Below are 19,951 nucleotides of genomic sequence, written 5' to 3'. Positions count from 1 at the left end.
CTCCTGCGGGATTCAGCGCGAATGTTGAGACCCCGCAGGTAGCGAGAGCCGTTACGAAGGACGGCTTTTGCGATTAAAAGCGGAGCGTTAAGAGCATGTATTTGCACTTAGCGACGAGGAGGCTCAAGCGCGCCCCGCGGAAAGCGCGCCTTTTGTAGCGTTGGGGAACGGACTGTTTTTTAAGTTTTGTCCAAGCCTCTTGTTTTTTCGTTGATGTAGAAAGCGTTCACCTGAAAGGTAGTTCAACGACGCTCCTGCATTCCATACATTTCTTTTGCTACATCAAAAAAGACGAACCCTATTACTGCAGGGTTCGCCATTTAGCATTGCAAGAAACAAATCAATCTTCATCGCAGAAATCGATAAACACATCATCGATACACTGAATGCCGCAGAAGCAGCTCAAATCAACCGTCAAGCATGTATTCGTAGGTCCAAAACCATTCACCTTACAAATTTTTTCATAACAGATTTTTCCGTCCGTCGTAATATCAAACGGGTGTCCGTTATACAAAGGCTGCAATACTTGAATGGTAGCACAGCAAGAATCAAACACGGTCTGTACACGGAAAAATACGGAAACACAGCTCGTATGCTTATGATGTGTCGATTTATGATTAGCTAGTGTCTCTTCTGCTGTCATTTTAGGATAATGCTTCCGTTTACCACCTCTAAATACGGCCTTGAAATAGTCCCCATTACCCGTCAGCAAACTGAACACGCGTGTGTTGACGCGGCCTCTAACCGGGCTAACCAAACTGCCAAGCGGCGCCATGAAACAATCTGTATCACACTCTACACAATCCACTTCCGGACACGTATTCTGGACGCGTTGGATAAAGCGTACTACTTCACAAATACAATTCGACTTATGACAGCCATCATGTTTGCTGTCTTTTTTTTCACATCCCACTACTGTCCACCTCCTGTTTGTCGTTCTCTATACTTTATGCATGGGTAATCGACATGACAGGGCGCTTTCCTCAATATGCATAAATCCGACATAAAAGATACATGCTAGACAGAAGGGAGGCGTCGCATTTGAAGAAGCTGAGTATATTATTACTTATTCTTGGTCTACTCACTGGTTGTAGTGAGAAAGGAACGTATATTAAAAATACTACTCCGTACGATGAGCGTTCATTAGAGAAAGTTTTAATGAGTAATGAACATGTCAAACTAGCAAAGGTACTGCTATATGAAGATGAGTTGCTAGCAGGGATTCGTGTCAATACGTTTTCCCGATTTCAAAAGAAAGCTATTGCCAACAAAATTCAAAAAAAATTGGAACGTGAGTATCCTGACTTAAAGGTCACAGTGTCGGCAGATAGTAAAATCTTATTGGAAACGGAGAAGCTGATCAATAAAAAAAGTGAGAAAAATTATCGAAAGAAAATTGATAAAATCAAATCAATCGAAAAGGAGCAAACCTAATGCAACAGGAAAAGTATGCCCAAATAGAGAAAGAGTTATCACCTAAACCACCCATTATGAAAAATGTCATTAAAGCTTTCTTGATTGGTGGTTTGATATGTCTAATTGGCCAATTTATTGCACTTTTTTATATTACGTACTTTGACTTTACGGAACGCACAGCGAGTAATCCAACTGTTGCCACAATGATTTTCATCGCCATGTTGTTAACGGGTTTTGGACTATATAAAAAGATTTCCCAATTTGGCGGGGCAGGTGCGGCGGTACCGATTACAGGATTCGGCAATGCCGTCGTCTCGGCTGCTATTGAACATAAATCGGAAGGATATGTACTAGGTGTTGGCGGGAATATGTTTAAACTAGCTGGTTCAGTTATTTTATTTGGTGTCTTTTCTGCCTTCGTTGTAGCGCTGATCAAGACTATCTTAGTGAAATTTGGTGTGGTCTCATGGTAAAACGAGGAGTGTTAACCTTTCATTCCAAGCCAAGTATTTATGCAACAGGTGTAACGGCAGGTCCATTGGAAAAAAAGAAAAGTGTGTTTGCGCAGCAATTCGACAAATCGTACGAAGATGAGCGTTGTGATTTGCCGACGAACGAAGACGGTCATAAGCAGTTAATGTATGATGCTGTATTGATTGCACTGAGTAAAGCGAAGAAACAGCCGGAGAAAATTGATTTCTTATTAACTGGTGACTTAGTCAATCAAATGACACCTTCTAATTTCACAGCCCACGCATTAGCTATTCCGTATATTGGTCTGTTTTCCGCTTGCGCTACTTCTGTTTCATCTATGATTACAGCGGCATTGCTCGCGGATGCGAAGCATGCAAACTGGATCGTGGCGGGTTCTTCTAGTCAACATAATGCAATTGAACGGCAGTTTCGATATCCGGTGGAGTATGGTTCACAAAAAGGAGCAACTGCACAGTGGACGGTCACTGCGGCTGGTGCTGTATTGATTGGACAACATAAACAAGGCACCCCAGTGATTGACTGTGCCACTGTAGGAAAAGTGATAGATATGGGGATGACGGATCCGTTGAATATGGGATCTGCAATGGCTCCAGCAGCCAGTGATACATTGATGAATCACTTAACAGGACATGGTAAAACGGTCGATGATTATGACACGATCATCACGGGGGATTTAGGAAGTAATGGTTTCAAAATCTTTAAAGCGTTGGCAAATGAAAATGGTTTACCGCATACGAAAAACTTTCGGGATGCCGGAGAAGAATTTTACGGTAATGATCCGTCCTTTAAAGCGGGAGCAAGTGGATCTGGTTGTTCAGCAGCGGTGTTTTTTTCCGATGTGTATCAAAAATTGCTGACCGGAGAGTACAAGCGGGTTTTATTGCTAGCGACTGGTGCCTTACTATCCCCTTTGTCATTTCAACAAGGGGATACAATTCCGTGTATTGCTCACGCTATTGAACTCACAATGGAAGAGGTGACGGCACCATGATATCTATATACATTACATCATTTATAGTGGGTGGCTTGATTTGTGTCATCGGGCAACTGCTGATGGATGTCGCAAAGTTAACGCCTGCTCACACATTATGTTCATTGGTTGTAGCAGGATCAGTGCTGGATGGTTTCGGCTGGTATGAACCGTTTATTGATTTTGCTGGTGCTGGCGCTACGATTCCCATTACTTCATTCGGGAACGCATTGACACATGGCGCGATGGCGGAAGCCGAGAAACACGGCTTGGTCGGTGTAGTAACGGGAATGTTTGAAGTGACAAGTTCGGGAATCAGTGCGGCAATTATTTTCGGACTAATTGGTGCATTGCTCTTTACTTCAAAAGGAAATATTTAAACTACCAAAACGCCCTCTCCAATTCTTTCTCCTCTGCATATAGTAGAGAAGAAAGAAAGGAGGGGTTTTTCATGTACGGATGTTATCCATCTCAAGGTCACGGTGGTTACGGATACGGCGGAGGATGTGGCGAACGATATGGCGGTTCTTCATTCGTCTTGATTGTAGTTCTGTTTATATTATTGATTATTGTAGGCAGAAGCTATTTCTAAGGAGGAGAACTGAATATGAACGATTCATTCTTTAAAAAAATAGAATCTAAAACGGGTGTGCCGATGGAAGAAGTCTTCGCATTAGCGAATGCCATCCAATATGCAGATTTTAAAGATGAAAAACAAGTAAGAAAAATCATTCGAAAAGTTAGTCAAGTAGCTAAAAAAGACGTGCCACAATCAGTAGAAGATGAACTGGTTAACTCCATCCTGACAAGTGGAAAAGGATTGAATTTAAACGACATATCACAAATGCTAGGTGGTAAGTAAAATAAACTTACTAAAACATGTTTATACTTCTAGCTAACTGGGTAAACTACTAATGAAAATATATTTAATAGGGGGTGCACATCATGGGTTATATCCTACCAATACCAAATTACCAAGCACAACAGTATGCAGAACGTATGAATAACGAACGTCATAATTTTGCTTATATCGGACGCGTAAATCCTGTGCGTCTGGAAAATGAGGAATCAAGCTATTGGGAAGATGTTCTGGCAGATGAGGAAAGACGTCGTGAAGAGCAGATGAAACAACGGAAAAATCGTGCACCTCAACCTTTAGTTAAAAATGGATTTATTGCGCCAAATCCAGCCCAATTCTCACCTGAAATTGCAGAAGTTGTAGGAAAGGGCCAATCGATTAACGCATATGTCTGACGCAAGGAAATACCCCTTACCACTAGAGTGGCAAGGGGTATTTTTTCTGTGCAATCAGTCGTTTAACAAACTTTTCTCCATGGCGCGATGAGGAATATCAGCGTCCATGAATTCGGGCGATGTTACGACGTAGCCTAGCTTTTTGTAAAAAGGCACAGCATAGGATTGCGCATTCAAAATAAGTTTTTTCATAGAATTCTTTCGTGCATGTTCTTCTAATGTATTCATAATTAATTTTCCAAGATGTTTACCGCGATGTTCAGGTAAAATACAGATTCTCTCTATTTTACCGTGTGCATTTACCAGACCTCTCATGCGGCCGGCACCGATTGGTTGATCTACTTCATCGTAGACGACGAAGTGGATAGCTTCTTGATCGTGTTCGTCCAACTCAAGGATCAGCGGGACGCCCTGTTCTTCCACAAAAACTTTCTTGCGGACGGAATACGCATCCTGCCGACCTTTTTCATCTGAGACGATTTTTACTGTAATCTGCAAATCAAGACTCACGATCAAGACGGAACGTTTCATAGACTGTCCACGATCCGTCTTCTAGTTGATAAAGTAAATGAATACGATCGATGACTTCCGTGTGGTCTACACCTACCATCTTCATTTGGTTAATCACATCATCGTGTTCACCAGAAGTCAGGTTTTGCGCAATTGTAACATGCGGAACAAAAGCATAATTGTTTTCATCGTGATAGAAGTTTACATTTAAATCCTTATGCAACGCGAGAATTTCGTCGTTCGGTACAACTTTAAAGTAAATCGTGTTCGTCGTTGGTGCGAACGAGCCAACTTTTGTAACTTTCAACTCAAAAGGGCTGTTTTTAATGGTAATTTCTTTTAACGCATTTGCTACTTCTTCAATTTCCTTGTCATTCGCTTCGAATGGATCTTTCAGCGTCATATGAGGTGTGATCAGCGAATAATGCGGATCATATCTCATCCGATAGCCGTTTGCTAAATCTTGAAGTTTTTTTGAAGGGAATGCAACAATACCGTATTTCATTTAAGTTTGCCTCCTTGTGAATTGACTGAATTTTAGGTACATCTATTTTAGTATATCAGAAAATAGTCCAACATGTCTCTTTCTATTACTAAAGGCTATTTATTTCAATCAGCGCACGGCGAATATCAGGTTGCCATGATTTCCATGTATGATCTCCATCTAGCTCTTCATAATAGTGAGGAAATCTTTTTTCTTTAATGATTTTATGCAGCTCGCGGTTAGATGTTAGAAAATCCAATCTGCCGTCAGCAGTTGTGGGTACATCAGTTTCTTTATCACCGATCACATGGTAAATAGAAAGGTTTGCAGGGGTTTGATTGGCTTTAACTGCTTCGAGTACGTGTTCATTAACGAATGGTGAATGCAATACTACATTTCCAAAGCAGTTTGGATATTTTAAAGCGGTCAATAAGGAAATCGATGCTGCCAGTGAATCGCCCATCAACATTCTTGAAGAGCCCATTTGGTATGTTGGGTAGGTTTCATCAATATACTGAATTAACTCGTGCGCTAAAAAGCGGATATATGCTTTATGTCGATCACCTTCTGGATGATACATACGTCTGCGTTCTTGCACCGTTTTGTATGGGATTCCTACGATGATGACCGGTTCAATGATTTCTTCTTCCATTAATTCATCGGCAATTCGACCAATCCGTCCGAGTTGAAAATAATCTTTGCCATCAGATACGAGCATGACATTATGTTTGTATAAAGGGGAATAGCGTGATGGCAAATATATCAATAGTTCCATTTCTTCTTGTAATTCATTACTGTAAAAACGAATTTCTTCAATTTTTCCTGGATTCATTTTGTAGGACCTCCATAATTAATGTACACTTACTAAATATCATACCGATAAATAACAGTGTAAAGCTAGTGAAAACTATTGCATATGAAGAGAGAGAGGGGAAATAATATGGATGAAGGTAAAAACATTGTTCATTCGGACGTTGTGACTGCGGCAACAAAAGACGCGTTGATCCGTCGTGGGGTTAAGATTGAAGATATTGCAAAAATTGTGTATGAACTGCAAGTGCCTTATAACAAAGGTTTGTCACTCGAACAGTGTATCGACTCAGTAGAAAGCGTTCTTCGTAAACGTGAATTGCAACATGCCATATTGGTCGGAGTTGAATTGGATGAAATTGCTGAAAGAGGTCAATTATCGGGACCGCTTCAGCAAATCGTTGAATCAGACGAGGGGTTATTTGGAGTGGATGAAACGATTGCATTGGGTGCGGTATACACGTATGGGTCAATCGCAGTTACTACATTCGGTCACTTAGATAAGAATAAAGTCGGCATCATCAACGAATTGGATACAAAAAAAGGAATTGGTATCCATACGTTCTTAGATGATTTAGTGGCAAGTGTGGCGGCTTGTGCGGCATCTAGAATTGCGCATAGAACGCGCGATTTGAAAGAAGCAGGCCTTACGTTTGAAGATGTACAAAATGGCAAGAGCTCATAATTAAAACGAACTGCTCTAGATCATCATTTCTAGCAGCAGTTTTTTTGTTGTAGATGAAATTAGTCAGTGCGTCTAGGATTACGGTTCTGTTATGAGGATGTGGTAAGCCGTGAGAGTGGAGAGTCCATTAGAACCACTACCTCTACCACGGCAGTCGCCTTCGCTGGAATAGGTGTTGGGGCAACACCTGATAAAAGCTATACATTTACGGAGGTCAAGAGCATAAAAGGAACAGGAAATAATATATAAATTATTATTATATTGACAAGTTAAAGCGCTTTCATGGTAGAATGGTAGTGTCTATGACTACAAAATGTAAAGGGGAGATGGTCACATGAAGAAAAATTCACTTCGCCTACTGGCGTTAGTTTCCATGCTTGCGCTTCTTGTGCTCGCAGCTTGCGGTAACGATGAAAAAGCCGACGGGAACAAAGATGCAGACGGAAACAAAGATGAAGGTAAGACAGAGCAAGACTACAAGTTCTTGAGCTTACTTACTGGGGGAACACAAGGTACTTATTATCCATTAGGTGGATCTTTTGCTGAATTCATTACTGAAGAGACAGGAATCAAGACGACTGCTGAAGTATCTCAAGCATCTGCTGCGAACATGACAGCACTTAAAGATGGAGATGCAAACATTGCATTCGTACAAACTGACATCGCATACTACGCTTCTAAAGGTGAAATGATGTTTGATGGGGATGTAATTGACGACGTATCCGCTATTGGTGCACTTTATCCGGAAACAGTTCAATTGGTTACGTTGAAGAAAAACAATATCAAGACATTTGAAGACTTAAAAGGCAAAAGTATTTCAATAGGAGCGCCAGGTTCAGGAACAGCTGCTAACGCTGAGCAATTGCTTGAAATCCATGGTTTAGCTTTAAGCGATATCAAAGCACAAAACTTGGACTTCGGTGAGTCACAAGAAAGTCTACAAGCTGGACAAATTGACGCTGCATTCATTACAGCTGGAACTCCAACAGGTGCTGTTGAAGGTCTAAACGCTACTTCAGAAGTTTTCGTTATTCCAGTGGAAGAAGACAAAGCGGACGAATTAATCGAGAAATATCCATATTACACTAAAGAAATAATCCCTGCTGGAACTTATGGTTCCAAAGAAGAGACACCTGCAGTATCAGTAGGTGCAATGCTTGTGATGCAGAACGATATCTCTGAAGAACTTGGTTACCAGATCACAAAGGCAATTTATGAAAATGCTTCGAAAATCCAACATGCTAAAGGTGCTTTGATTAAAGCAGAAAACGGTTTGAATGGAATTGGTATTCCTGTACACCCAGGTGCACAGAAGTACTTTGACGAAGTGAACAAATAAACTGAATAAGTTTTCTGATAGAATCATTGGGGGGCGGTAAAGCGAAAGCTTTATTCGTCCCATTCTTACTTTTTTAAAAACAATTAGCGGAATACATAAACTATTTTATCGTTTATATGTAATGAAACAGAAAGGATTTAGCGGATGAAATCTCGAAAAATCGTTCTTCTGCTGACGTTTCTAATTGGAATTGTAATGCTGATCGTATGGTTTTATCCGTATAGACAAATGATCATATTTGAAGAGGTTCGGAGCGAACAACCAAAAGCGTATTATCTTCCATTACACGAGAATAGAAATTTTCAAATTCAATATATTCATTCAATCCATTTATCCAATGTGAAAGAGCAGTATCGCATTACCGACAATGGAAAGCTCCGTTTCGAATTTATGCAGTATGAAGATGTAGCCATCGGTTTGCCGGGTTATGCAGAGGAAGGCGAAACACTGCAAGTAGAAGATGGTGTTTATACGCTTACATTCGAAAACCGCGTAATAGACTCGTTTGTTCTCTACGTAGGTAGGGTGAATACAGATCTGTCTTTGCGATATGAGCAACAAGATTATCATCTAAAAGAATTTCTTCAAAAGGGGCATTCTTATGAATTTCATGTGGCGAAGGTTTCAAATTATAAGATGTTAAAAGGAGTCAGATTAAATGAAAAATAATAAAGATCGGGAAAAAGATATTCCCGCTATCTCTGATGAAGAAATGGGTACACTTTCTGAACAAGAACAACTCGAAATTCTTCAAAAGTACGACCCTGAATCCAATACGAGAGATCTGAAAGGTCTTATCGGGAAGATTGTATTTTTCGGTTTGTTAGCATTTTCAATTTTCCAGCTGTATACAGCGATTGGAAAACCATTTACAGCTCAAATCCAGCGATCGATTCACTTAGGATTTGCTCTATCACTTATTTTCCTATTGTTCCCTGCTAGGAAAAAGATCGGTGTGCGTCGTGACAAAGTTCCGTTTTATGATATTATTTTATCCTTATTGGCGATAGCAGTTGGTTTATACTGGCCACTATTTATCGACGAACTAGTATTTCGTGTGGGGCGTGTATCCGATGTCGATTTAATTATCGGTATTTTAGCGGTTCTCCTCACACTAGAGGCAGCGAGACGTGCGGTAGGAATGCCGATCACAATCATCTCCGTAGTGTTTCTGGTTTATGCGTTCTTTGGACCTTATTTCCCAGGGTTCCTTGCACATAGAGGGCAAAGTGTGGAAAATCTCGTTCAACTCATGTTCTTTACAACGGACGGGATTCTCGGTACGCCAATCAGTGTATCCGCCACTTTCATATTCGTCTTCCTGTTGTTTGGAGCGTTCTTAGTAAAGACTGGTGTTGGTAACTACTTTAATGACTTGGCGGTAGTATTGGCGGGACGTTTGACTGGCGGACCGGCAAAAGTCGCTATTTTCTCAAGTGCTTTGCAAGGTACAATTTCAGGTAGTTCTGTAGCAAATGTCGTGGGATCTGGTTCGTACACGATCCCGATGATGAAGAAGCTAGGGTACCGAAAAGAATTCGCAGGCGGAGTAGAGGCAGCTGCGTCTACAGGTGGGCAGATTATGCCACCCATCATGGGGGCCGCTGCATTCCTGATGGTTGAATTTATCGGCGGCGTTACGTATTGGGAAATTGCCAAAGCAGCAGCGATCCCTGCGTTGTTGTACTTCACTGGAATTTGGATCATGACCCATTTCGAAGCAAAGCGTGTTGGTTTGCAAGGAATGGATGCCTCGCAGATTCCTAATCGTAAAGAAACGCTAAAAAAGATTTATTTATTACTACCGATTATAGGTATTATTGTCTTCCTATTAATAGGTATTCCGACGATGAAAGCGGCTTTACTCGGTATCGTATTAACCATTGCAGTAAGTGCAATTAGTAAAGAAACGAGAATTGGCTTTAAAGATATGATTGAGGCGTTAGTAGATGGTGCCCGTACAGCATTGGCTGTAGCAGCTGCAACAGCTTGTGCGGGTATTATTGTCGGTGTTGTCGTCAAGACGGGTCTTGGGCTTAGCTTGGCAACCGGCTTGATCTCGGCAGCTGGCGGTAACATCTTGCTCACATTAATTTTCACGATGTTCGCGGCAATCATTTTGGGGATGGGCTCTCCAACGACGGCAAACTATGTTATTACATCTACAATCGCGGCTCCTGCTATCATTACATTATTGATGCTAGATGAGCCTACAGGTGCAGCTGTGCCGATTGTAGTGGCGGTTTCTGCACACTTATTCGTATTTTACTTTGGTATCATTGCGGATATCACACCGCCTGTTGCACTCGCTGCCTTTGCAGCTTCTGGTATTTCAGGTGGGGATCCGATCAAGACTGGTGTCACTTCCGCAAAACTAGCAATTGCTGCATTCATCATCCCGTACATGTTCGTCTTTAATCCGGCGATGCTGATGCTCGACTCGAGTATACTAGAGATTGTTTGGGTGACTGTGACCGCCATTATTGGTATGGTCGCAATCGGGGCGGGGATCATTGGTTTCTGGTATAGTAAACTGAACTGGATTCTGCGAATCATCACGATATGTACAGGCATGTTGTTGATCTACCCAGAAACTATCACAGATATTATCGGTTTAGTATTATTCATCGTCTTGCTGGTGTCTCAGTGGATGGGTAATAAGAAAAATAATTCGCCAACATTGGCTTCAAATTAAATAATTTCTAATAAGACTTGCCAGCTCGAAATGGAGCTTGCAAGTCTTTTATTTTACAAATAAAAGATAAGAATTTTCAGAAACTTATTCACACTCTTATATCTCTACAAATCTAGTCGGGTGAAAAGAACTAGACTAAATAGAATTTTTACTAGAGGACGGGTCTACTATATATAAGGATTCCCGTCGAAACTTGAATTTTAAAACACATGATAAAATAAAAGTCAAGAAGCCGAAGGACCAAAAATCAGTCAAATTATTTTGGACTAATTACGCAGTTTTACCAACACGAGTTATGTATATACTACATATAAGCGAATCAGTCATAACGAATAAACTATATAGATCGGTACAGAAACCAATCAAATCAAAAAGGAGAGAAAATACTATGAGTACACAAGAGACATGGTGGGAAAACGTTTTTGAAGGGCACTTGGCACATGGTTTCAACAAAGAACGTATGAGTGAGCTGGATCATGAAGAGTTTTTATATTTTGAGAATGAATCAACAGAAGAACAATTAAACCCTATGCAGTAAGGGAAGGGAGAAGTGTCTCTGAATAGTCTAATAAACGTCCATAAAAGTCGATAATTTTTCTAATGGTATAGAAGAATTATCGATTTTTAATTTCTTTGTTTACAACAAGGAAAGATAATGCTATTATAGTATTTGTGCTTGAGAGCCTAACTAACTCACTTCAACATGCACATCCTAGTATGATCGATTCCGTAGCTCAGCTGGGAGAGCGCCACCTTGACAGGGTGGAGGTCGCTGGTTCGAGCCCAGTCGGAGTCATAGGTGCCAAACCTAAGTTATTTACCGTAGGAACACGGTTTATAACAATAAACAGTCCTATTAGACCGAATGTCTAGGGGCTGTTTTTTTATGTCTAAATTTTTTCACATGTACTGTCAAATGATATTCAAGCGCACCATCCGTCATGCGGTGTATAGTTATAATACGAGCACCTATTTAAATAAGCAGGAGGGCTAACATACAATGAAAAGAAAACAGATTACATCTAATGTACAAGAATATACAGTGGAAGAACAGATAGAGCTCTTGCCGTATTTATTGAAGGTTATGTCAAAAAGCAGTAGAAATTCGGTGAAATCCATTCTTACACGTGGCCAAGTTATGGTGGATGGTCAGATGACAACAAAGCATAATCAGCTATTAGCGCCTGGACAAAAGGTGGAAATACAAAGCAATAAAACGGCTATAAATGCCTCGAAATTAGTCGGTGTATCTATTCTCCATGAAGATGACGATATTATCGTGATCAATAAAGATGCAGGCATTCTTTCTGTAGCTTCTGAAAAAGAAAAAGATCAGACTGCCTATAGAGAAATCACAAAGTATGTGAAGAGGAGTCATCCTGAAAACCGAATTTTTGTTGTGCACCGTCTGGATAGAGATACATCGGGTGTGATGATGTTTGCTAAAAACGAAGAAACCCAGCAAGCGTTGCAAAGTACATGGAATGAATCGGTAAAGGAGCGTTTGTATACTGCGCTTGTCGAAGGGAAAGTACGTACACAATCAGGAACTATTTCGTCTTGGTTAACGGAAAATAGTGCATTTAGAGTATATTCAAGCCCAACTGACAATGGAGGACAACATGCCATTACACATTATAGAAGAGTACAAGCGAATAAAAGTTGCTCATTGTTGGAAGTTCTTCTGGAAACCGGCCGAAAAAATCAAATCCGTGTGCATATGGAAGAATTGGGTCATCCAGTGATGGGTGACAAAAAGTATGGTGCTACAGGCAACCCTTTGCGTAGAGTGGGACTTCATGCCACAGCTTTGTCTTTTCTACATCCACGTACAGGGGAATTAGTTCGATTTGAAGCGGAAGTACCGCAAATCTTCATTACGCGCTCAAAATAAAAAATGGTTCATTTTGCAGTTCCTTAGGATATCCAAGGAACTGCTTTTTTATGTGATTTCATTCAAATGTATAGTTGAATGGCTAAATTGACAAAATATCTTGAATTGCATATACTAAAATTAATCAATCAAACGGACGGTTGAATGTTGAAAGGTAAAATGAACGAATTTTTGAGAGGACTGGTCACATGGCTTCTGAGAAAAATGTCTATCGCCTGCAAAATTTATCGTGCACAAGTTGTGCTGCGAAATTCGAGAAAAATGTCCGGCAGATTGAGTCTGTGGAAGATGTGCAGTTGAACTTTGGTGCATCCAAATTAACCGTTGCGGGAGAGGCTTCTATTTTGCAATTAGAAGAGGCTGGGGCATTTGACGGTATTAAAGTGTTTCCTGAAAAACAGCGGATTAGTAAACAACATACGCCTTTTTGGAAAAAACGTGAAAATCAAACGACTATTACTTCGTTAGTTTTGCTACTAGCAGGGTATGCAGTATCTACCGCAAATGGTGATCATAACTGGCTGTCGATTGCTCTGTTTCTCTCTGCCATTATAATCGGTGGATTCAGTTTGATGAAGGAAGGATTAACGAATCTTTTTAAACTTGAATTTGATATGTCTACATTGATGACAATCGCAGTCATTGGGGCTGCACTCATTGGTGACTGGGCAGAAGGTGCGGTCGTAGTGTTCCTCTTCTCTGTCAGTGAAGCATTGGAAAGTTATTCAATTGATAAAGCGAGAAATTCCATTACATCACTAATTGAAATCGCCCCTACAACGGCCATTGTACTTCGCGGAAATAATGAATTTGAAGTAGATGTAGAGGATTTACGAATTAATGATGTGATTTTGATTAAACCGGGACAAAAGATTGCGATGGATGGTGAAGTGATCCAAGGTGACTCATCCGTTAACCAAGCCGCCATTACAGGTGAGTCTGTGCCCGTACACAAAGTACTAGGAGACGAAGTGTTTGCAGGTACCTTGAATGAGGAAGGTGCAATGCAAGTCCGCGTGACGAAACTAGCTGAAGATACTACGATTGCCAAAATCATTCACTTAGTAGAAGAAGCTCAGGCGGAAAAAGCACCGACACAACAATTTGTCGATCGCTTTGCGAGATACTATACACCAGCTATTTTAGTTATTTCTTTACTGATCATGATTATACCTCCACTTTTAATAGGTGGAGTATGGGGTGAATGGTTCTATAAAGGTCTTGTCGTATTAGTAGTTGGCTGCCCTTGCGCATTAGTCATCTCCACGCCTATTGCGATCGTTACCGCGATTGGGAACGCTGCACGCAATGGTGTATTGATCAAAGGTGGCATTCATTTAGAAGAAACGGGACAAATCAACGTGGTAGCTTTTGATAAAACAGGTACGCTGACTGAAGGACGTCCGGAAGTAACAGATGTCGTGTCGGTTTCTTCATTAACAGAAGCTCAAATAGTGCAACAAGCAGCTTCTATTGAGAAGTTTTCCCAACATCCATTAGCCTCATCGATTATGCGGGCAGCGGAGAAATTACCGCTTGGATTACTGTCGGTACATCAATTCCAATCCATTACAGGCAAAGGCGCAAAAGCTATGATTGGAGAGCGTGTCGTACATGTGGGAAGTCCTAATTTATTCCGGGAAATGAACACAGTGGCAGAATCCATTGAACAGCAGATTTTAGCGTTTCAGAAACAAGGTAAAACCGTTATGCTCGTCTGGTCTGAAGCGGGTTTAGAGGGAATAATAGCAGTAGCTGATCAAGTGCGTAAAAGTAGTGTGAAGGTTATCCAGAAGCTTCATGAGATGGGTAAGAAGACGGTGATGCTAACGGGTGATAATCAATCGACCGCTCTAGCAATTGGAGGGCAACTAGGGTTATCGGAAGTCAAAGCAGAATTATTACCCGATCAAAAAGTCGAGATGATTAAATCATTAGGTCAATATGGTAAAGTAGCAATGGTGGGTGACGGAGTGAACGACGCGCCAGCATTAGCTACAGCAAATGTCGGTATTGCAATGGGAGGTGCAGGAACAGATACTGCACTTGAAACGGCAGATATTGCATTGATGGCAGATGACTTGGAGAAACTTCCCTATACGATCAAATTAAGCTCGCGCACGAAACAAATCATTGTACAAAATATCTCGATCGCACTTGGTTTAAAAGTACTTGCGCTACTTCTCATTATTCCAGGTTGGCTGACATTATGGATGGCGGTCATGGCAGATATGGGTGCGACGGTCATTGTCGTATTAAATTCATTGCGACTCATGAAAAATAAAATATAAAATACGTAGAAACTTCAGTCGAATCAATCGTCTGAAGTTTTTTCTATTGAATAAAATGGTAGACTGATAACAACAACAATCATGAGGAGTGTGGATAATTTGGCAATGACCAGTCTGGAACTTGAAATGATTATGAACAAACAGAAGCAATATTATGTCTCAGGAGTAACGCGTAGTATTTCATTTCGAAAAATGATGCTGGAAAAGCTGTATAAAGCGATTCAAAAGCATGAGAAAGAAATCTCGGATGCATTGCATAAAGATCTACACAAACCTCCGCTCGAAGCCTATGTAGCAGAGATAGGCTTTGTGTTATCCAGTATTACACATATGATGGATCACTTGGAAGAATGGGCAGCGCCTGAAAAAGTTAAGACACCACTCCATTTACAACCGGCAACGAGCTTTATCGTGAAGGAACCATATGGCACTGTATTGATTATCGGACCCTTTAACTATCCGTTCCAACTGTTGATTGATCCTTTAATAGGCTCGATCGCAACAGGGAATTGTACAGTGTTGAAACCTTCGGAAGATGCATTGCATACAGCTGCTGTCGTAGACAAAATCATTTCAAGTGTCTTTCCAGCGGAGTATGTAACCGTTGTGCATGGTCACAAAGAAGAGACACAACTGTTACTTGGCGCACCATTTGATTATGTATTCTTTACCGGAAGTGCAAAAGTAGGGAAAATCGTCATGAAAGCTTGTGCGGAGAGATTGACTCCATTGACACTAGAATTGGGCGGAAAAAGTCCAGCCGTTGTCGATCATACCGCAGATATCAAAAAAGCGGCAGAGAAGATTGTTTGGGGTAAGTATATGAATGCAGGTCAAACATGTGTAGCACCAGACTATGTATTAGCTGACGTTTCGATTTACGATGAGTTGTTAGCTGAAATGAAGAGCGCTATCCAACGTTATTACGGGAAAGATGCACAGAAGAGTGCTGACTACGGTCGCATAATTGCGGATCGTCATTTCGATCGGCTGGCGAAAATATTAGAGCAAGATCAAGCATATATCGTAGAAGGCGGCAAGACAGATGCTGCGGATAAATACATCGAGCCGACGATTTTAGCGCTTTCGGACTGGAATAGCGCAAGTATGCAAGAGGAGTTATTTGGGCCGATTTTGCCTGTTCTTCCGTATGATAATTTAGGTGTGGCCATTCAGCAAATTAGCATGTTACCTAAGCCGCTTGCTGCATACCTTTTTACTGAAAACGATGAGGCAGTCAATCATTTCATCGAAGTATTGCCTTTTGGCGGTGGTTGCATCAATGACACCATTTCACATGTGGCCAACATTCATTTACCGTTTGGCGGAGTAGGGCCTTCTGGAATGAATCAATACCATGGAAAAGCAAGTTTTGAAACATTCTCCCATTCGAAATCCATGATGAAAAAGAGTACCGCAGTATCGGTGCCTATAGCATTTCCTCCATATAGAGGGAAATTGTCAGTAGTAAAGCGTTTCATTCGCTAACTGTAAGGAAATTCAAACTATTGAGATGCGCTTTGCTGTCTTTTGACCAGCAAAGTGCCTTTGTGATCACCGATGATCTTTTTACAAATCAACATCATTCAAGTAACGGACAATAGGAGTAAATATTTCGGCATGATATAGAAACTTCACGCTATATTCCATGCTGGATGTGATAAGAAAAGATGCGTATAATAGGAATGATAGATACATTCTATAACACTTCATTTTCCAGAATAAAAAACCTTTTTGAATTACTATTCGCCTTTTTGTTATACTTACACGAGTTATTCACCAACGTATTGGAGGAGACCAAATGAACACGAAAGATTTACTATCTGTACTACCTGTAAAAACAATTAAAGGAACATTACCTGAAAATATAACAGACGTAGCGGTCGACTCAAGAGCTGTTCAAGATGGAGGGGTATTTGTTTGTCTAAAAGGTTATACAGTGAATGGTCATCACTTCGTCAAGAGTGCATTATTGAGTGGCGCACGTGTTATTATCGCATCAGAGCCTATCATAATAGATGAAGACCGTACAGCGGTCGTCTATGTCGAAAACACATCAAAAGCGATTGAGCTATTGGCCTCTAAGTACTATCAGTATCCTTCGAAACGTATGAAAATGATCGGTGTTACGGGTACCAATGGAAAAACGAGTGTCGGCAACATCATTCATGACATGCTGCGTCAAACTGAAGAAAAGACAGCTGTTTCTGGTACGATTGGTTTTAAATTAAATGACATCCTCTATGAAACGGAAAATACAACGACTGATGTTTTGACTACTCAGCAGATGATTGCACAAGCAGCAAATGAAGGTTGCGAATCAATGATCATGGAAGTGTCTTCACACGGATTAGTTGAAGGACGATTGGCAGGAACGGAATTTGATATCGCGATCTTCACTAACTTAACGCATGATCATTTGGATTATCACAAAACGATGGAGAATTACAGTGCGGCGAAAGGTTTACTGTTTGCACAACTAGGGCAGCAACTTGATCAACAAAAGTATGCAATCATCAATGCTGATGATCCATGGAGCAGTAAGATGATCGAAATGACATCGTTCCCAATTTACACATACGGTATTCATGTGAAGTCTTCATTCCAAGCAACAGCGATTGAAATGCAGTCGAACTTTACGAAATTCCAATTGCATGCTCCAGATGGAACGTTCCCCGTTACGATGCCGTTGATTGGAGAGTTTAACGTCTATAATTCGTTGGCCGCAATTGCAGCGTTATATGCGAAAGGAATGGCGACAGAAGATATTTTACCGCTACTGGCGAATGTATCGACAGTGAAAGGCCGTCTTGAAAAAGTGGAAACATCTTTACCACTGACTATTTTCATCGATTATGCACATTCGCCGGATGCGATTGAAAAAGCGATTGCTACAGTGCAACCTTTAAAAAAGGAAGGCAACCGTCTATTATTCTTAATAGGAACGGGAGGCAATCGTGATCGTCTTAAGCGCCCAATCATGGGAGAAAAAGCGGCAGCGGCAGATTATGTTGTCTTTACGACAGATGATCCACGAGACGAGCCATACGAGTCGATCTTATCGGAACTTAGTGCCACTATGCCGCATAACCAGTACGCATGTATAGGGGATAGAGAAGAAGCAGTGCGTCATACTATTGAGCAAGCAAATGCGGGAGACATCATTATATTTGCTGGAAAAGGTCACGAAGATTTTCAAATTATCGGCAATACGAAATATGCGCATTCGGATGCAAACATTGCACTTGAGGAAGCAACCAAAAAGTTCGGCGACACACCCATCAATAAGTGAAGTACAGTTTGGAATTGAGAGTTTATAGTTTTTTAGTCAATTCAATGAAAACCATTGAAATGCATTCCTATTCTCTCTATGATAGAAAACGTAAGCAAAAGGAGAGTACAATGGATGCAAAAAAATAGACATGATGAAATCACATCGCGGCGAACGTTTGCGATTATTTCTCACCCCGATGCCGGTAAAACGACAATTACTGAAAAGTTACTATATTTTGGCGGAGCGATTCGTGATGCTGGTACAGTTAAAGGAAAGAAATCAGGAAAGTTCGCTACTTCTGACTGGATGGAAATTGAAAAACAACGTGGAATATCTGTCACTTCTTCCGTTTTACAATTTGACTATGCAGGCAAACGTGTCAATATTTTGGATACACCCGGACACGAAGACTTCAGTGAAGATACGTATAGAACGTTAATGGCAGTGGATGCTGCCGTCATGATGGTTGATTCAGCAAAAGGAATCGAGCCACAGACCATTAAATTATTTAAAGTATGTAAAATGCGCGGAATTCCTATCTTCACATTCATTAATAAAATGGATCGCCAAGGTAAAGAGCCTTTGGAGCTAATGGAAGAACTAGAAGAAGTGTTGGAAATCCAATCTTACGCAATGAATTGGCCAATTGGTATGGGGAAAGAGTTCCTAGGCATTTACGATCGTTTCAATGAACGTATAGAGCTAGCGCGTCCGAATGCAGACGAGGAACGTTTCCTTCCAATCGACGAAGACGGCGAGCTTGCAGTAGAACACTCCATGAAAGAGACTTCTTACTATAAGCAAGCACTAGAAGATGTCATGCTATTAAATGAAGCTGGGAACGACTTTGATGAAGAACGTATCGCTAAAGGCGATTTGACACCTGTATTCTTCGGTAGTGCGTTGACTAATTTTGGTGTTCAGACATTTTTAGAAACATTTTTACAATTCGCACCTGAGCCTCAACCTAGGTTAACGAAAGATGCTGAATTTGTAGATCCTGAGTCTGAAGTTTTTTCAGGCTTTATCTTTAAAATTCAGGCTAACATGAATCCTGCACATCGGGATCGGATTGCATTTGTTCGAATCGTTTCTGGTGAATTTGAGCGTGGCATGACGGTAACGGTTCCGCGTCTTTCTAAAAACTTCAAGTTAACGCAAACGACTCAATTCCTTGCAGATGACCGCGAAACTGTCAATCAGGCAGTAGCAGGCGATATTATTGGGTTATATGACACAGGTAACTACCAAATTGGTGACACGGTCATCAGTGGTAAAGCAAACTTTCAATTTGAGGCGCTTCCACAATTTACTCCCGAGCTTTTTGTTAGAGTGAATGCTAAAAACGTCATGAAATCCAAACAGTTCCACAAAGGAATCTTACAGCTTGTGCAGGAAGGAGCTATTCAGTATTACAAAACATTGCATACGGAAGAAGTCATTCTCGGTGCAGTGGGGCAGCTTCAATTCGAAGTTTTCGAACATCGTATGAGAGCGGAATACCATGTGGAAGTCCAGATGGAGACAATGGGATCCAAAGTAGCGCGCTGGATTGAAAACGAAGAAGATGTAAAAGAGACCATGGCAGGACAACGTGCATTACTCGTAAAAGATCGATATGATCACAAAGTTTTCTTGTTTGAAAACAATTTTGCGATGCGTTGGTTCCAAGATAAATACCCGGATATCAAACTGTATAACCAATTATAAATTGTAAAATATACGGCCCGGACGGATTCATTGTAATCCGTCCGGGTTATTTGTTAAAATTGTGAATAATTTTTGTGTGTATTCGTTATGATTCGAGCAAATATCGGTGAAAGTACGCTATTCA

21 protein-coding genes and 1 tRNA gene are annotated in these 19,951 nt (G+C 40.9%); 18 read left to right on the top strand and 4 right to left on the bottom strand.

Annotation, left to right across the window (positions count from 1 at the left end; all coding sequences use genetic code 11):
* Positions 1-340: 340 nt before the first annotated feature.
* Positions 341-913, bottom strand: coding sequence for a CotY/CotZ family spore coat protein (locus tag CSV67_RS15045; protein ID WP_099632417.1), 573 nt, complete (start codon positions 911-913; stop codon positions 341-343).
* A gap of 128 nt (positions 914-1,041) precedes the next feature.
* Between CSV67_RS15045 and CSV67_RS15040 the strand changes: the two genes are divergently transcribed.
* The 7 genes from CSV67_RS15040 (at position 1,042) to CSV67_RS15010 (ending at position 4,135) form a co-directional block, all read left to right on the top strand.
* Positions 1,042-1,434, top strand: coding sequence for a hypothetical protein (locus CSV67_RS15040; protein WP_099632416.1), 393 nt, complete (start codon positions 1,042-1,044; stop codon positions 1,432-1,434).
* Complete coding sequence (gene spoVAC, locus CSV67_RS15035; RefSeq protein ID WP_099632415.1) at positions 1,434-1,889, top strand: stage V sporulation protein AC; 456 nt, start codon at positions 1,434-1,436, stop codon at positions 1,887-1,889. The genes CSV67_RS15040 and spoVAC overlap by 1 nt, the downstream gene beginning before the upstream one ends.
* The gene (locus CSV67_RS15030; protein WP_099632414.1) at positions 1,883-2,902 is read left to right on the top strand and encodes a beta-ketoacyl-[acyl-carrier-protein] synthase family protein; all 1,020 of its coding nucleotides are present in this window, start codon (positions 1,883-1,885) and stop codon (positions 2,900-2,902) included. The genes spoVAC and CSV67_RS15030 overlap by 7 nt, the downstream gene beginning before the upstream one ends.
* Positions 2,899-3,261 carry a stage V sporulation protein AE gene (gene spoVAE / locus CSV67_RS15025; protein ID WP_099632413.1) on the top strand — a complete coding sequence of 121 codons (363 nt, stop codon included), beginning with the start codon at positions 2,899-2,901 and terminating at the stop codon, positions 3,259-3,261. Before CSV67_RS15030 ends, spoVAE begins: the two co-directional genes overlap by 4 nt.
* Positions 3,262-3,332: 71 nt before the next feature.
* A complete protein-coding gene (locus CSV67_RS17060) occupies positions 3,333-3,473 on the top strand; it encodes a YjcZ family sporulation protein (protein WP_099632412.1) in 141 nt (46 codons plus the stop codon).
* Positions 3,474-3,488: 15 nt separating this feature from the next.
* Entirely contained in the window at positions 3,489-3,743 is a 255-nt protein-coding gene (locus CSV67_RS15015; RefSeq protein WP_099632411.1) for a stage VI sporulation protein F, read from the top strand.
* Positions 3,744-3,826: 83 nt separating this feature from the next.
* Positions 3,827-4,135, top strand: coding sequence for a hypothetical protein (locus tag CSV67_RS15010; protein ID WP_099632410.1), 309 nt, complete (start codon positions 3,827-3,829; stop codon positions 4,133-4,135).
* A 54-nt stretch (positions 4,136-4,189) separates the two neighbouring features.
* Here the strand turns inward: CSV67_RS15010 and CSV67_RS15005 are convergent, their stop codons facing one another.
* From CSV67_RS15005 to CSV67_RS14995, 3 genes are all read right to left on the bottom strand, one after another.
* Positions 4,190-4,666, bottom strand: a complete 477-nt coding sequence (locus CSV67_RS15005; RefSeq protein ID WP_099632409.1) for a GNAT family N-acetyltransferase — start codon at positions 4,664-4,666, stop codon at positions 4,190-4,192.
* Complete coding sequence (locus tag CSV67_RS15000) at positions 4,635-5,150, bottom strand: YjcG family protein (RefSeq protein WP_099632408.1); 516 nt, start codon at positions 5,148-5,150, stop codon at positions 4,635-4,637. The genes CSV67_RS15005 and CSV67_RS15000 overlap by 32 nt, the downstream gene beginning before the upstream one ends.
* A gap of 88 nt (positions 5,151-5,238) precedes the next feature.
* Positions 5,239-5,961, bottom strand: coding sequence for an alpha/beta hydrolase (locus CSV67_RS14995; RefSeq protein ID WP_099632407.1), 723 nt, complete (start codon positions 5,959-5,961; stop codon positions 5,239-5,241).
* Between the two features lie 108 nt (positions 5,962-6,069).
* On the opposite strand from CSV67_RS14995, the gene CSV67_RS14990 reads away from it, so the two are divergent.
* The 11 genes from CSV67_RS14990 to CSV67_RS14945 all read left to right on the top strand — a co-directional run bounded on the left by CSV67_RS14990 (position 6,070) and on the right by CSV67_RS14945 (position 19,827).
* Positions 6,070-6,624 carry a phosphatidylglycerophosphatase A family protein gene (locus CSV67_RS14990; RefSeq protein ID WP_099632406.1) on the top strand — a complete coding sequence of 185 codons (555 nt, stop codon included), beginning with the start codon at positions 6,070-6,072 and terminating at the stop codon, positions 6,622-6,624.
* A 334-nt stretch (positions 6,625-6,958) separates the two neighbouring features.
* Entirely contained in the window at positions 6,959-7,963 is a 1,005-nt protein-coding gene (locus tag CSV67_RS14985) for a TAXI family TRAP transporter solute-binding subunit (protein WP_099632405.1), read from the top strand.
* Positions 7,964-8,107: 144 nt separating this feature from the next.
* Complete coding sequence (locus CSV67_RS14980; protein WP_099632404.1) at positions 8,108-8,632, top strand: DUF1850 domain-containing protein; 525 nt, start codon at positions 8,108-8,110, stop codon at positions 8,630-8,632.
* Positions 8,622-10,658: a TRAP transporter permease gene (locus CSV67_RS14975; RefSeq protein WP_369803194.1), complete on the top strand. Its 2,037-nt coding sequence runs from the start codon at positions 8,622-8,624 to the stop codon at positions 10,656-10,658. Before CSV67_RS14980 ends, CSV67_RS14975 begins: the two co-directional genes overlap by 11 nt.
* 388 nt (positions 10,659-11,046) lie before the next feature.
* The gene (locus CSV67_RS16855; RefSeq protein ID WP_180960147.1) at positions 11,047-11,196 is read left to right on the top strand and encodes a hypothetical protein; all 150 of its coding nucleotides are present in this window, start codon (positions 11,047-11,049) and stop codon (positions 11,194-11,196) included.
* A 185-nt stretch (positions 11,197-11,381) separates the two neighbouring features.
* A tRNA-Val gene (locus tag CSV67_RS14970) sits at positions 11,382-11,454 on the top strand.
* A 204-nt stretch (positions 11,455-11,658) separates the two neighbouring features.
* Positions 11,659-12,552 (top strand): RluA family pseudouridine synthase, encoded by an 894-nt coding sequence (locus CSV67_RS14965; RefSeq protein WP_099632403.1) that lies wholly within the window; start codon positions 11,659-11,661, stop codon positions 12,550-12,552.
* A gap of 188 nt (positions 12,553-12,740) precedes the next feature.
* Entirely contained in the window at positions 12,741-14,843 is a 2,103-nt protein-coding gene (locus CSV67_RS14960; RefSeq protein WP_099632402.1) for a heavy metal translocating P-type ATPase, read from the top strand.
* A 99-nt stretch (positions 14,844-14,942) separates the two neighbouring features.
* Positions 14,943-16,331, top strand: coding sequence for an aldehyde dehydrogenase (locus CSV67_RS14955; protein ID WP_099632401.1), 1,389 nt, complete (start codon positions 14,943-14,945; stop codon positions 16,329-16,331).
* A 313-nt stretch (positions 16,332-16,644) separates the two neighbouring features.
* Positions 16,645-18,135, top strand: coding sequence for a UDP-N-acetylmuramoyl-L-alanyl-D-glutamate--2,6-diaminopimelate ligase (locus tag CSV67_RS14950; RefSeq protein WP_099632400.1), 1,491 nt, complete (start codon positions 16,645-16,647; stop codon positions 18,133-18,135).
* 114 nt (positions 18,136-18,249) lie between these two features.
* Positions 18,250-19,827, top strand: a complete 1,578-nt coding sequence (locus CSV67_RS14945) for a peptide chain release factor 3 (protein ID WP_099632399.1) — start codon at positions 18,250-18,252, stop codon at positions 19,825-19,827.
* The last annotated feature ends 124 nt before the right edge of the window (positions 19,828-19,951 follow it).

Source organism: Sporosarcina sp. P2 (assembly GCF_002743255.1).
GTDB lineage: Bacteria > Bacillota > Bacilli > Bacillales_A > Planococcaceae > Sporosarcina.
Note: the sequence above shows the minus strand (reverse complement) of the source record. Positions and strands in the feature narration are given on the sequence as shown.